The sequence below is a fragment of the Paenibacillus sp. TAB_01 genome, assembly GCF_043945595.1.
In the GTDB taxonomy this organism is placed as follows: domain Bacteria; phylum Bacillota; class Bacilli; order Paenibacillales; family NBRC-103111; genus Paenibacillus_S.
In genome coordinates this window covers 2,986,027-2,999,570 of the sequence record NZ_JBIFNP010000001.1, presented here as the reverse complement: position 1 = coordinate 2,999,570, position 13,544 = coordinate 2,986,027, and the positions used below count along the sequence as shown (strand labels likewise).

At 50.8% G+C, this 13,544-nt stretch carries 10 protein-coding genes and 1 pseudogene; 5 read left to right on the top strand and 6 right to left on the bottom strand.

The features are described from left to right. Positions 1–8: 8 nt before the first annotated feature. The 5 genes from ACHHV8_RS14390 to ACHHV8_RS14370 form a co-directional block, all read right to left on the bottom strand. Positions 9–1,268: a sensor histidine kinase gene (locus tag ACHHV8_RS14390; RefSeq protein WP_395158985.1), complete on the bottom strand. Its 1,260-nt coding sequence runs from the start codon at positions 1,266–1,268 to the stop codon at positions 9–11. Next, a complete protein-coding gene (locus tag ACHHV8_RS14385) occupies positions 1,261–1,944 on the bottom strand; it encodes a response regulator transcription factor (protein ID WP_395158983.1) in 684 nt (227 codons plus the stop codon). The genes ACHHV8_RS14390 and ACHHV8_RS14385 overlap by 8 nt, the downstream gene beginning before the upstream one ends. A gap of 278 nt (positions 1,945–2,222) precedes the next feature. Continuing rightward, the gene (locus tag ACHHV8_RS14380) at positions 2,223–3,251 is read right to left on the bottom strand and encodes an NAD(P)-dependent alcohol dehydrogenase (RefSeq protein WP_395158981.1); all 1,029 of its coding nucleotides are present in this window, start codon (positions 3,249–3,251) and stop codon (positions 2,223–2,225) included. Between the two features lie 74 nt (positions 3,252–3,325). Further along, positions 3,326–4,855: an ATP-binding protein gene (locus ACHHV8_RS14375; RefSeq protein ID WP_395163508.1), complete on the bottom strand. Its 1,530-nt coding sequence runs from the start codon at positions 4,853–4,855 to the stop codon at positions 3,326–3,328. Between the two features lie 4 nt (positions 4,856–4,859). After that, a complete protein-coding gene (locus ACHHV8_RS14370) occupies positions 4,860–6,404 on the bottom strand; it encodes a hypothetical protein (RefSeq protein ID WP_395158979.1) in 1,545 nt (514 codons plus the stop codon). A 441-nt stretch (positions 6,405–6,845) separates the two neighbouring features. Between ACHHV8_RS14370 and ACHHV8_RS14365 the strand changes: the two genes are divergently transcribed. From ACHHV8_RS14365 to ACHHV8_RS14345, 5 genes are read left to right on the top strand one after another with little or no spacing between them, the layout of a single operon-like run. Next, positions 6,846–7,556 (top strand): cytochrome c biogenesis CcdA family protein, encoded by a 711-nt coding sequence (locus ACHHV8_RS14365; protein ID WP_395158977.1) that lies wholly within the window; start codon positions 6,846–6,848, stop codon positions 7,554–7,556. 48 nt (positions 7,557–7,604) lie between these two features. Continuing rightward, the gene (locus ACHHV8_RS14360; protein ID WP_395158975.1) at positions 7,605–8,171 is read left to right on the top strand and encodes a TlpA family protein disulfide reductase; all 567 of its coding nucleotides are present in this window, start codon (positions 7,605–7,607) and stop codon (positions 8,169–8,171) included. 38 nt (positions 8,172–8,209) lie between these two features. After that, the gene (gene msrB, locus ACHHV8_RS14355) at positions 8,210–9,361 is read left to right on the top strand and encodes a peptide-methionine (R)-S-oxide reductase MsrB (RefSeq protein ID WP_395158973.1); all 1,152 of its coding nucleotides are present in this window, start codon (positions 8,210–8,212) and stop codon (positions 9,359–9,361) included. Positions 9,362–9,382: 21 nt separating this feature from the next. After that, positions 9,383–10,153: a response regulator transcription factor gene (locus ACHHV8_RS14350; protein WP_395158971.1), complete on the top strand. Its 771-nt coding sequence runs from the start codon at positions 9,383–9,385 to the stop codon at positions 10,151–10,153. After that, the gene (locus ACHHV8_RS14345; protein WP_395163507.1) at positions 10,153–11,868 is read left to right on the top strand and encodes a cache domain-containing protein; all 1,716 of its coding nucleotides are present in this window, start codon (positions 10,153–10,155) and stop codon (positions 11,866–11,868) included. The genes ACHHV8_RS14350 and ACHHV8_RS14345 overlap by 1 nt, the downstream gene beginning before the upstream one ends. Positions 11,869–12,078: 210 nt before the next feature. Here the strand turns inward: ACHHV8_RS14345 and ACHHV8_RS14340 are convergent. Next, a pseudogene (locus ACHHV8_RS14340) lies at positions 12,079–13,363 on the bottom strand (rhamnogalacturonan lyase family protein). Positions 13,364–13,544: the final 181 nt, after the last annotated feature.

Here is a 13,544-nt window from a genome sequence, read left to right as displayed (position 1 = left end):
TATGTGCTTCATATCTTTTTAGGTAGGACGATAAGAAATTCTGTTCCAACGGACAATTGAGATTGCACACGAATTGTCCCTTTATGGGCCTGCACAATCCATTCTGCAATCGAAAGCCCAAGACCTGTGCCGCCTTCTGAACGGCTGCGGCTCTTATCTCCTCTATAAAATCGTTCAAATATTCGCGGCAGATCTTCTTCGCTGATGCCACACCCGCTATCTTTGATAACAATTCGAGTAGAATTCGATAAGTTATAACACGCGATTTCAATCAAACCTTCAGGAGGCGTAAACTTCAGAGCATTGTCCAATAAAATGATAAATAATTGTCGTAGGCGGTGTTCATCGCCCCATATCACGGACGGTTCAATGTGAGAATGGATATGAATGAACTTTGTCTCAGCCAATAGCGTAAATTGTTCTGTGATCTCCTGAAGAAGCTGGTGCACAGGTACCTCCGCTCCATGAATTTGCAGTTGGTTGGAATCCGTTCTGGCCAATGTCAGCAGATCTTCAACGAGGTGCCCCATCCGCTTGCTCTCCTTTAAAATAAGGGCAATGTTTTCGCTTTCCTCTTCTATAGTGTGTTGTGGATGCCTGAACAATAGCTCGGACCGTGTCTGAACAACTGCAATCGGCGTACGCAGCTCATGCGACGCATCCGCTACGAATTGCTGCTGCTTGTCCCATGACTTGCGAATCGGTATAAGCGAGCGCCCTGCTAAATAGAATCCAGCCAATATAGAGAAAAGTACACCCGTAGTGCAGCCAATGAGGAGATCCATACGAAGGGTTTGAAGCATGTGATGGGCATCTTCTAAATTTCTGATGACGACTACATACGAAACATGCGGGAAGGATTGTGAATCAAACGCTTCCGGCATGGGATTGTTAAATCCCAATACTCGATATTGCCGTTTTTCTAAAGAGATATCATGTAAAGATCCGTCACGGGTTATATCCCTAAGCTTGATCGCATCCTCGAGGGAGAACGTAGGCTTCGGATATTGATTAAGGAGATGGTCTTGCTCGTCCCAGAACAAGTAGGATGTTATTCGGTCTGCATCAGGCTCAGGATGATCCGCTTGGAGCATCTGATCGATGGAACTCAGCTGCATGGATCTCGCTGTATTCCTTACAGCTTCATCCGCTTGATGGAGCAGCCGATAATTCAGATGCGCATACAGGATGAATCCGAAAACGAATAAAAATAAAATCAGCACTGCAGAATTTAATAACACTAATTGGCGACGTGTTTTACTAAACATGGGAGTCTCCCTTCAATAAATACCCTACCCCCCGGATCGTCTTTAAAAAGAGATCTCCCCCATATGGCGCAAGCTTTTTGCGCAAATGGTGAACATAAACGTCAACCGCAGATGAAGCAGAGTCTGAATCAAACCCCCATATCCGTTCAAAAATTTGATCCCTGGACAAAATTTGATCCTTATTTCGCAGGAAAAACTCGAATAATTCATACTCCTTAGGCGTCAATTTCAATGCTAGTTCATCAACGAAAGCATCTCTTAAATTAGATACGAGCACGATGGGCCCGCATGTCAAATTTCCATCCAGATCAGCGCTTCCACGTCGTCTTAATACTGCTCTTGCTCTAGCTAGTAAAATGGAAGTTGTAAAAGGCTTGGTTACATAATCATCAGCGCCTGCATCCAAACCTTTAACGCAATCCTCGACACTGTCTTTTGCCGTTAACATGATCACCGGTGTGGATACTTGCTGCTTCCTTAGCAGCTTTAATATATCAAGACCGCTTAGATCAGGTAACATCACATCAAGGATAATAAGATCGTAGCTTCCTTGTTCCGCCAGGAAATAACCTTCATCCCCCGCGGAAACACCGGTGGTTTCAAAAGCCTCATTTTCAAAAATCTCCATTATCGCTTTAAGTAAAGGAAGATCATCTTCTACGATCAATAATTTCAATAAAAGCACCTCATAAACCAGTTTATATCTCAGAGTTATTTTATCAGAAAATGAGAGAAATATAAGATAAGCTTTGGTTTACCGCAGCGGGAATGGCATTATGAAGCCTTGTTCTGTTAGTTCTAGTCGTCTTCACCGTGGGAATAATACTCGTGTTGATTATCGGGACCCTCCGCGGCAGCCGCGCCGGTAGTATGGACCGGTTCAGCCGCCGAGGGCACCTTCGCTTTTTGTATCAAGAGATCACGGTCAAACAAATGGGCCGGTCGATTCTTGTATCATCCAATGTTCTCATTAAAAACAACCGTCTTCACCACTTTATCCGGATGCTTACTTGTATATTCAAACGCCTGTCCAATTTGATCCAGCGAAAAGCGATTGGTTATCAGATCTTTTACATTGATCTTCCCATCGCTAATCCACTGTATCGCTAACGGGAATGCATTTGCATATCTGTTTACGGCTACATAATCTAATTCTTTATCCAGGAATGTGGCGATATTCATTTCTACGATATTGCCTCCAGGCCAGCCTACCTGCACTACACAACCGCCGGGGCGGCAATATTTAAAAGTCGACGCGGTAGCTGCTTTGGCTCCGGCCGTTTCAAAAACGACATCCGCAGCTCCCTCTATACTTGCGTCCGTCGGAAGCGCAACCCCGTCCATTCCTAATTTTTGGGCCAATTCGAGTCTGGATTCATTGAAATCTACACAAATCGCTTTTCCGCCGCCTGCCGCCTTGAAGGCCTGTGCCGTAAGCAGACCAATACGACCTGCGCCAATAATGACAGCGGTTGCACCGCTATCGAATCTTGCCCGATTAACGGCATGAATCCCTACTGCGACAGGCTCGACCATTGCCGCTTCTTCAAAGGGCAAGGTTGTGGGAATATGAAATACCATATCATAGCGAACGGTGATGTAATCACAGAAGGTGCCGTTGACCGGAGGTGCGGATAAGAAGACAACATCAGGACATAAATTATATCGCCCTGACTTGCAATAACCGCAAGCTCCGCAAGGAATTCCAGGCTCAATAACAACGGGATCGCCTACCGTAAAGCCTTTTACCTCGCTTCCCACGGCTTCAATAATTCCGCTGGATTCGTGTCCCGGCACATAGGGCTGCTCCACAATGAAGTTCCCTAATCTTCCTTCACGGTAAAAATGGATATCCGAGCCGCAGATGCCATTCGCTATTATTTTGACTAAAACTTCATTAGGTTTTGGACTTGGAACTTTCTCTTCTACTACGGTAAATGTATGTTCGGCATCAAGATACGCTCTTCTATTTATATTTCCCATGAATTTAGCTCCTTTAGAATTAGTTTGCCCTGGAAAAGGATACGCGGCGCCACAGCCAACACGCCGGGTGCCGTTCAAAGAACTGTTCGTACCGGTACGCTTACCGTCACTTTCGTGCCTGCGCCAATCGTGCTCTCCATGCTCAGCTCTGTACCGTACATAAATTTCAGACGCCTGCGTATGTTCTGCAGTCCTACGCCTGAACGGGACGCCGGTTCCACGTCCGGCTCGCGCGTCAGCAGGTGCTTCAATTTTCGCTGCTCTATCCCGACACCGTTATCTTCGACTTCAAACCTATATTGACCTTCTGCCGCATAGGCCTTTATGTGCACGACCACGCCTTCCATCCGGCTTCCGGTGCCGTGCCGGATTGCATTTTCGACAAGCGGCTGAATAAGCAGAGGCGGAAGCATCACCTCTTTTACGGGATCACTAATCTCGTATTCAATGCGAATGCGGTCCTTAAATCTTGCCTTTTCAATCTCAACATATGATTCAATCAAAGCAAGCTCACTGCTAAACGGGACTTTATTCTGAGTGTTACTGAACGAGAAGCTCCCCCTCAAGTAATCAGCGAGGTCCGTTATCAGTTTTCTGGATTTCATTACATCCGTGTAGCTGAGCGCCATGATCGTATTTAACACGTTATATAAGAAATGCGGCTTAATTTGAGATTGAAGAAAGGCGACCTCCAGATCAACCATCTTGCCTACCGATGCTTTCATAACCAGCAGACTTTTGACACGGGCTTTCAATTCGGCGACATGAAATGGCTTCGGCAAGTAATCGTTGGCCCCTGATTCGAATGCGACAATTTGATCCTCAGGTTGAATGGAGGCTGTTACCATGAGAACTGGAAGCTCCAGAAGGCTGTACTTTTTGCGAATTTCCCTTACCACATCAAATCCGGATAACCCGGGCAGCATCAAATCAAGGATGACCAGATCAATGGCATGTCCTCCATCAATCAGCTGCAAGGCTTCAATCCCGTCCTTCACGGCTATGACTTTGTAATCCAGCCGTTCCAACGGATCGATTAACACTTTCAGGTTGGAGAACTGGTCGTCGACCACCAGAATCGTAGAGGTCCCTTCCTCTGTCCTCTCAGATATATACGGTGTCATGAAAGAATAGCTTTGCTCAACTAGACTGCGCTGCTCAGCGGGGTCACTCTCGCCGGCTCGAAATCCGGGATACTCCGCCTTCGCGCTCTCGCCGGCTGACGGCAGTCTAATAGTGAACACGGAGCCCTCCCCTTGCGAAGACATGACTTGAATATCCCCGCGCTGCAGCTCCAACAGCTGCTTCACGATCGGCAGGCCCAGACCGAAGCTTTGATTGGAATCGATCTTCAATGACTTGAACGGCTCGAAAATAGCGGGAAAATCCTGCTCATCCATACCGATTCCTGTATCTTGAACGGATATAACGATCATCCCGTCTTGTTCCGACGCCAGCACTTCGATGGTTCCCTGTTCCGTATATTTCACTGCATTGTCCAGCAAGTTGCTTATAATTTGCCGGAAGCGGCTGGGATCCGCCACAACGAATGGAAGATCATTCGGCACGCTGTTGATGAGCTGCACCTGTTTGTCGCCGGTCATGAATTCAAAAACCTTCAGAATAACGTCTACCGCGGAGCGAACATGTACCGGAACAGGGGTGACCGCCAGCTGCCCTTGCTTCAACTTGGCAAAGTCCATGATATCGTAGACAAGCACAGACAGCCGCTTGGCGACGGTTGAAATCATTTCGATGCTTTCCTTGTGCTGTGCGGCCAGCGGATAACGGCGGTCCTTCCAGTACGGAATCGGCTATGTTCATCATGCCGTGCAGAGGCGTTTTGAACTCGTGTGCCGTCTTGGTCAGAAATTCATCCTTCAGCTTATCCATCTGAATGAGCTGAACCGATAGCTGCTCTTTCTGCTTGAAGGCATTCGAGAATCGGAGTGACATGAGAAGCGTCAGCGCCAGCAGGAACAGAAACAGTTCTACCGGAGGATACGTATAAAGCGGAACAAAGAAATAAATATTCATATTTTGCCCGAAGGCGTAAAGGTTGAGCGAGACCGCGGCAACAGCCAAATACAAGCTTCCTTCCACTTTATGCAGGGCTGCTAATATAAACACATATAGAGCGTACAAAATCGGAAAGACGGCATAAAATGTCGAGACCGGCTGCATAGCGGCTTGCTGGAAATAGGAAAAAAAGAACGCATACCCAATCGTTAATATACATCCCAAAATCAGCATAAACCCGATAATTCGCCTGGAACAAAAACTTCGGAATCCTGTATAGATGTAGAGACTCAACGACACGCCAATCCCTACGACCGAGAGGTACTGGAGGCGCAGGAACAACCAGCCGGGCATGGAATGGATGAGATCATATACCACTCTCTCGCCCCGCATGGCGGTAAACAAACCAGTGAACAAACATATCATGCCGAACATGAGTATAGACGGATCATTTCTTCGCTGTGTATATAAACCGGCGAAACATATCCCTATCATCATGAAAGCCGTGAGCCTGATCCAATCGTAGGCTACCGCTCTGCTTTGGATCTTCGAAATCTGCTCAGCGTACCCGATATAAATGGAATGGTTGATCCCGCTGCTGGCCGGAAAATCATAATTTGAGACTTGAACAATGACTTCGTTGATTCCACGCGTTAAAGTGAAAAATCCGACAAACGGCTTGTTCCGGGCATCATAAGTCCGATCATTCCCGGGGGAACCGCTCGTTCCAATTAGTTGACCATTCACGTAGATATGGTTAGCCATAGGAATAGATAATGTTTTTAACCCATACAGACGGTGATCTTCCTCGTTTGTAATAAGCAGACGATACGTAGCGCTCCCGAAGGTACTCATTTGGTTCGACCATGATCCAGGCACTGCTATCATTTGCGGAGACGGTACCTTCCCCTCAGCAAAATGGTGCGCAAACAATAACTCGTTGGGATAAAATTCCCACTGGCCATCAAGCCTCGTCACGCCCTCTTCAGCGAAATGCCAATGTGATAAATCAAGCACACCGTGTTCCGCTGCCGGCGCATCGTTATCTCCGATTTTCAGAATCAGAGGGATCGCTCCATAGGTGGATATAAGCATCACGACTGTTATGAGAAATGCTGCTAATTTCTGTTTCACGGGCTGCTCCTGATCCAAAAATTTGACGAATTCAGCTGCTTGTTCAATTCTACTGTCTCCTGTTCCAATCGGATATGCTATAACCAAGTGCTGGAAAAATTGTGCTCAAAGAATATCGTAACACATAATTTATTAGGTGAACATTGTTCGGTTTACTTATCGGCATATCCATCGGATCAGTAAGCCGTAACCAATGTTGCTAGCTCATGGTGAACAGAAAGCCCACGCAATAACCTTGCGGGGGTTTTTATGCTTTCTTTTGCAAGAGGGTGTCCTCAAGATCTCTACAACCCAAGATAGTTCAAGGTTCATGTGCCTTTCTCCAGGCTGGCGGTTTATACCACTCAGATAATGATTTCACAGATTTTAATGATCAGATTGGATATCCATCAGACCGAAAACATCGTAAACTGAATGTAAATATAGGAAGGAGGCGCTGCCATGTTATCAGAGCAGGTTTTTGTCGGAAGTGTATTTTTGGCGGGGCTGCTCTCCTTCTTCTCTCCCTGCATCTTGCCTCTGCTGCCGGTCTATCTCGCTCAGCTCGGCGGAACCGCTCCGGGAGGGGAAAGGAAAGCCGTTCAGCTGGGGAAGCTGCGGATTCATCCATCGCTGATCGGGAACACGATGTTTTTCATTCTCGGCATCTCGTTCGTATTCGTCCTGCTTGGCTTCGGCGCGGGAGCGCTGGGAAGTGTCATCAACACCTCCTGGTTCATTCACGTGTGCGGCATACTCATCATTGCATTCGGCATTTTCCAGACCGGAGTGATCCGGCTGCCGTTTCTTCAGCGGGAGCGCAGGCTCGCCGTGGACTGGCAGGGAAAGAAAGGCTTCGCCGCCTCCTTCCTGCTCGGCTTCACGTTCAGTTTCGGCTGGACGCCGTGCATCGGACCCGTACTGACAGCCGTGCTCAGCCTGTCGGCGAGCGAGGGCTCGTCGCTGGAAGGCGGCGGTTTGATGATCGTATATGCGCTGGGCCTGGCCATCCCGTTTCTGATCCTGTCGCTGTGCTCAGACCTGCTGATCGGACGGCTGCGGTCGCTCAATCAATATACGAACGCGTTAAAGGCCCTCTCCGGCATCCTGCTGATCGTAATGGGGGCTCTCTTGATGACCAACGATTTGAACAGCATCCCGAACTGGTTCTGAGACAGCACGGATTGCACGTGAAATTTATTACAAAAAGGAGGCACTATCGTGAAAAGAAGAATGAGGTGGCCCGCGGCGGCCATTGCTCTGCTCGCCCTGCTGCTCATGCTGTCCGCATGCGGAAGCAAGGAAGCGGCTGCAGGCGGGGCAGGTAAGACTGCCGCAGCGGCAGCGGTAAACAAAGGTTCGGCCGCTCCTATGTTCGATCTCAAGGATGTCGATGGGAACGAGGTGTCCTTGGCCAGTCTGGCCGGGCACAAAGTGTATGTCAAATACTGGGCGTCCTGGTGCCCGATTTGCCTGGCCGGCATGGATGAGCTGAACACGCTAGCGGGTCAGGACAACGATTTCAAGGTCATTACGATTGTGAGTCCGAATTATAAGGGCGAACAAGCCGCGGCGGATTTCAAGGAATGGTTCAAGGGACTGCAGGCCGAGAACACCGCGAAGAACATCACCGTCCTGCTGGACGACGACGGGAAATGGGCTCAGCAATTCGGCATTCGCGGATATCCGACCTCCCTCTATATCGGTTCGGACGGTGTACTCGTGAAAAGCGTGCCCGGTCACAATACCAATGACGCCATAACGGCGGAATTCAAGCAAATTTCCTGATCTGTGTCCAAATATGCTATAAAGAGGAGGAGAACTTTTTGAGACGAATCGCATTCGCTTGTTCTTTCATTCTGGTGCTGCTGCTCTCCGCTTGCGGCAGTCCGACCATGCTCGTCAATCTGCCGGGCTCGGCGTCGGCCTCGGCGGCAGGAACCGCCGCGGGGACGGACGGAGGTCCGACCAATACCAGGTCGCCCAACCCGAACGACCAGATCGATTACTCGCACAGTGATCTGCAGACCATCTATTTGGCCGGGGGCTGCTTCTGGGGAATCGAAGCCTACGCTGAGCGTATCGTCGGGGTACAGAACGTTACTGTCGGCTACGCCAATGGCACCGGGGAAAATCCGACCTACGAGGATGTCGTGCGCGGCGAGCGCGGATTTGCCGAAACGGCCGAAGTGAAGTATGATCCGGCGCGGATTCCGCTGCCCGAGCTTCTGACCGATTTCTTCAAGGTTATCAATCCGACGAGCGTAAACAAGCAGGGCAATGATGTCGGCATCAACTACAGGACGGGAATCTACTATGTCAACGACGCCGATTTGGCCGTCATCAACGATGTCGTCGCCAAGGAACAGAAGAAATATACGAAGAAGATCGTCACTGAAGTGATGCCGCTCCAAAATTATTATTTGGCTGAGGAATACCATCAGAACTATTTGGACAAAAATCCGGACGGCTACTGCCATGTGAACCTGTCCGTTCTGGACGAAGTGAACAACAAGCCGGTGAAGATCGATCCCTCCCTCTACTCCCGTCCGAGCGACGAGGTGCTCAAGACGAAGCTGACGGACGCCCAATATGCCGTCGCCGTGCTGAACGATACGGAAACGGCGTTCTCCAACGAATATTGGGATAATTTCGCACCCGGCATCTATGTCGATGTCGCAACAGGCGAGCCGATGTTCTCAAGCAAGGACAAGTACGATGCCGGCTGCGGCTGGCCGAGCTTCACCCAGCCGATCGATCCCGCCGTCGTCACCTTGCACGAGGACACGAGCTTTAACATGGTGAGGACAGAGGTGCGCAGCCGTGTCGGCAACATTCACCTCGGCCACGTATTCGACGACGGCCCCGCCGACAAGGGCGGCAAACGTTATTGCATCAACAGCGCCTCCATCCGCTTCGTACCTCTGGACGACATGGAGAAGGAAGGCTATGGATATTTGGCAGCGGCCGTGAAATAAGCAGGTAAGGGGTTAAGACGGATGTACACACTCTTGATCGTGGAAGACGAAGAGCTGGTCAGAACCGGAATCCGGCGGCTGGTGCCGTTCGAGGAGTTCGGCATTACATCGATACTGGAAGCGGACAACGGCGAGGAAGGGCTTCGGCTCTTCCTTGCGCATCATCCGGACATTGTTCTGCTCGACATCAATATTCCGAAGCTGAACGGCCTGGAATTCGCCGCCAAGGCAAAGGCGCAGAACTCCGGAGTCAAGATCGCGGTGATTACCGGCTACGACTATTACGACTATGCGGTAACTGCCCTGAAAATCGGCATCGACGATTATGTGCTGAAGCCGGTATCGCGAAGCGATGTCTACGAAGTGCTGAGCAAGCTTGTTGACAAGCTGCGGAACGAACAGCAGCAGCTCGAGCTGCAGCAACTGGTAAGCGGCTATATGACGAGCCACCAGCTTGCCGACGAGTCGGACACTAAAGCCTCGATCGCACAAATTATTGAGGACAATATCGCCAACCCCGACTTCTCGCTGGCTGTGCTCGCCGAGCGCAAAGGATTCAGCGCCGGCTATATGAGCGTGCTGTTCAAGCGGCTGTTCAATGTCGCCTTCCAGGAATATCTGCTGTCTGCCCGGATGGAGAAGGCCAAGCTCCAGCTTCTCATGTCCGACATGAAGATGTACGAAATTTCATCGGCGCTCGGCTTCGATAACCCGAATTACTTCAGCGCGGCGTTCAAGAAAAAATTCGGTCTGTCTCCCCTGCAGTACCGTGAAAGGACTAAGCACCCGTGATGCGATTCTCCCACTCCCTCCAGTTCAGAATTTCCTGGGTCTATACGCTGATCAGCGTCGTCACGATCGGCATCATTGGCGCCGTTCTGTATATCGGCATTTCCAGAGTCGTATTGGACGAATCCGTCCGATCCTCCCAGATGGCGATATCCAAGAGCGGCACTCTGGTCGAAATGTATATCGATCGGCTCAAGGTGCTTTCCACCCTGCTGTCCCATAATCCCCGGACTATTCAGGCTCTCACCTCTCCGACACAGGACGGGGATCGGGATGTGCTCCAGTTTATCGACAGTGTGCTGTCCTCCGATGCCAGCATCAAATCCGTCATCGTCGTCAGTAAGGACGGCTATGTGCTCTCGAATGAAAAGAATCTGAACATGCAACGTTCGTCCGACATGATGACCGAGCCATGGTATGTCGCGGCCATCAATAGCAATATGCCGGCGCTTACCTCCGCCCGGATGCAGCGATTTTCGATGAACAAGAACGATTGGGTCATCTCCATGAGCCAAGAGATTAAGGATACGGACGGGAACAATCTCGGTGTCGTCCTGCTCGACATCGAATATCAGGGGATCGAGGACTATTTGAACGATCTGGAGCTCGGCCGGGACGGATTCGCTTTTATTATCAATAGTAAAGGCGGAATCGTGTACCATAAGGACCCGTCGTATTTCACCGACGCGGCGAAGCAGGCCCAGATCAGATCCATCGCTCAATCACAGGAAGGCTTCATCCCGGTGAGCAACGAGCTCATTTACAAGACCAAGCTGCAAAATACCGACTGGACGCTGGTTGGCGTCAATTCGCTTGACGGTCTCCAGCAAATCCGCAATCAGCTGCTGCGTTCCTTCGTGATCGTGGGCCTTGGATTGCTGCTGCTTATCATAGCGGCCGCCCCTTTTCTGGCCAAGGGAATTACGCGGCCGATTCATCGGCTTGAGCAGGCGATGTCGAAGATGAAGAGCGGCTCGCTGGAGGTTAGCGTCGCGAAGACCGGAGTCACGGAGATCCAGGGGCTTGCCCAGCATTTCAACGAGATGGTATTGGAGGTACGGCGCCTGATGCAGGAAGTGGAGACGAAGGAGAAGGCGCTGCGCGGCTATGAGTTGAGCGTACTGCACAGCCAGATCAATCCGCATTTTCTGTACAATACGCTCGACACGATCGTCTGGATGGCGGAGTTCAATGAGAGTGACCGCGTTATTACGACGACGAAAGCGCTTGCCAAGTTCTTCCAGTTATCGCTCAGCGGCGGCAGCGAGACGACCACGATCGCCAACGAGATGAATCATGTTTCCCAATATTTGTTTATTCAGAAGGAACGATACGGCGACAAACTGCAATATCTTATGGATTGGGACCCGGCCTTATCAGACAAGGTCATACCGAAAATTATTTTACAGCCGCTTGTCGAGAACGCGATTTATCACGGCATCCGGGAAAAAGAAGGCCCGGGTCTGATCGAGATCGGCTGCAGCCGTACGAACGACGGGAACGTCATGTTCGTCGTCAAGGATGACGGCGTCGGCTTCGATCCCGAGCTGCGCCGGCACTCCGGCCGGAACGGCCAGCCTACTACTCTGCCCAAGCTGGGCGGTGTCGGCATCAATAATGTTGACGACCGGTTGAAGCTGTATTACGGCCGTAAATATGGCGTGAAGATTGAATCGCGTCCCGGAGAAGGAACGACGGCGATGATCGTCATTCCCTAACCCGCTTGAGAGTCGATCTCTAATGCTTGATCGAATCGTCAATTGCATCATGCGATCAGCTTCATATGCATAAAAGGAAGGGCAGGCGCTGTGCCTGTCCTTGTGGTGTCAGATGTACTTTACAGCAAATAAAAGTACCCTGTGGAGAGACTTTTTTGAGGTGTCTTCTCGACAGGGTACTGTTTTATAACAGGCACGGTTTCCTGTTATCTAGCTACGCGTGGAGGGAACCGTCTCCCCGCCCGGATAAAGCGTAGAGCTGTACAGCCGCTTGCTCTGCTTCAACGGTTGGCCGGCGGCAGGCTTGGACAAATCCAGGCTCTTGGAAGAAAAGATGGACGCCGTCTCCTGATCGTAGATAATAACCTGCTCTCTGCCCTCTCCGGTCAAATCGGCGTGGGTGACGTAGCCGTCCACCGGAAATTCAACGACAGCGTTCATGTTCCCATCATACAAAGTCGGGAAGATGCCCCCGCCTCTCCGGTAAGCCAAAATATAGTCAAGCGGAGTATCGTCCCAATGACTCATCGTTTCGATGATGGTCAGCCATCCGCTCGTGGTGCGCTCCTCTTTCCATACCTCTTGCCCGTTCGCATCCAATAAGAACATGGCGTCCTTGCCTCGCTGCTGTTTGCCTGTATCCTCCCGAACGATCCGGTCCAATCCCGCAACCTGCAATCCCGGCAGATCGTCGCGGAATTTGCCCAGCGCAACGTGCTGCGACTCTACCGAACCTTCATAACGCCATAGCTCGTTTCCTTTCCGGTCGTACATGACCGTAACGCTGCCCCCGATGACCAGCTCCGGCTCCCCGTCGCCGTTCACATCGCCCGTCCAGATGCAGTCGGCGTGGTCCTCCAGCTCGCGGCACGACCACAGAGGCTTGCCCCGGTGGTCCAGCATATCGTAGCCGGCCATCACCTCGTCATGGCCATCCCCATTCCAATCGTAAGCCCACGGGAAATGCCCCGGATTCCCTTGGTGCGTCCATAGCAGGTTGAACTGCTGATCGAATGCCCACATCCGGGAATACCGATCCTTTAGGATCACATCGCTCGGACGCTCCTTGCCTGACAAATTAGCGATAATGATACAATCATGGGCCTGCGGGTCGGGCAGGTCAAAGGTCTGCTTCACTTTGCCCGTTGCACCGTCCAGGACGACAAACCGGTCATCCATTACGCACAGCACCTCAAGCCTTCCGTCTCCATCCCAATCGTAAACCTGCGCAGGATAATCCGCGCCCGGTCCTTCCCGCTTGCTCACTGGGCCGCCCCGTTTGCCACAGCAGTTTCCCTGTCAGGTCATAGGCGGTCAAGCATTGAACATGGTGCGGAATACGGCGTACATCCTTCCGGTCACCCGGCTGCACCATCACTATTTCCATCCGTCCGTCTCCGTTTAAATCGCCAAGCAGCATTTTGGAGCGGTGCCCCGCTCCCCTGATATCCACTTTGCCTATAAGGAAATATTCCGATTTGGCGGTTGAGTTCATCTAAGATCACCCCTGCCTTTCCATATTCATCCAAACTGCATTACGTAGCTTACCTAATCTGCGGGCTGACTTCAATCGCATTTTTTTGTTACGGGAACCAGCGGCCATTACAAAATAATCCTACAAGCCTTACCGCGTGAAACAAAAAAGTACGGTTGCCGGCACCTGCCGCGTTTTATAT

Coding starts and splice junctions, on each gene's coding strand:
- ACHHV8_RS14350 (WP_395158971.1), top strand. CDS start 9,383: ATGTACACACTCTTGATCGTGGAAGACGAAGAGCTGGTCAGAACCGGA.
- ACHHV8_RS14380 (WP_395158981.1), bottom strand. CDS start 3,251: ATGGGAAATATAAATAGAAGAGCGTATCTTGATGCCGAACATACATTT.
- ACHHV8_RS14375 (WP_395163508.1), bottom strand. CDS start 4,855: ATGACCGGCGACAAACAGGTGCAGCTCATCAACAGCGTGCCGAATGAT.
- ACHHV8_RS14345 (WP_395163507.1), top strand. CDS start 10,153: ATGCGATTCTCCCACTCCCTCCAGTTCAGAATTTCCTGGGTCTATACG.
- ACHHV8_RS14365 (WP_395158977.1), top strand. CDS start 6,846: ATGTTATCAGAGCAGGTTTTTGTCGGAAGTGTATTTTTGGCGGGGCTG.
- ACHHV8_RS14390 (WP_395158985.1), bottom strand. CDS start 1,268: ATGTTTAGTAAAACACGTCGCCAATTAGTGTTATTAAATTCTGCAGTG.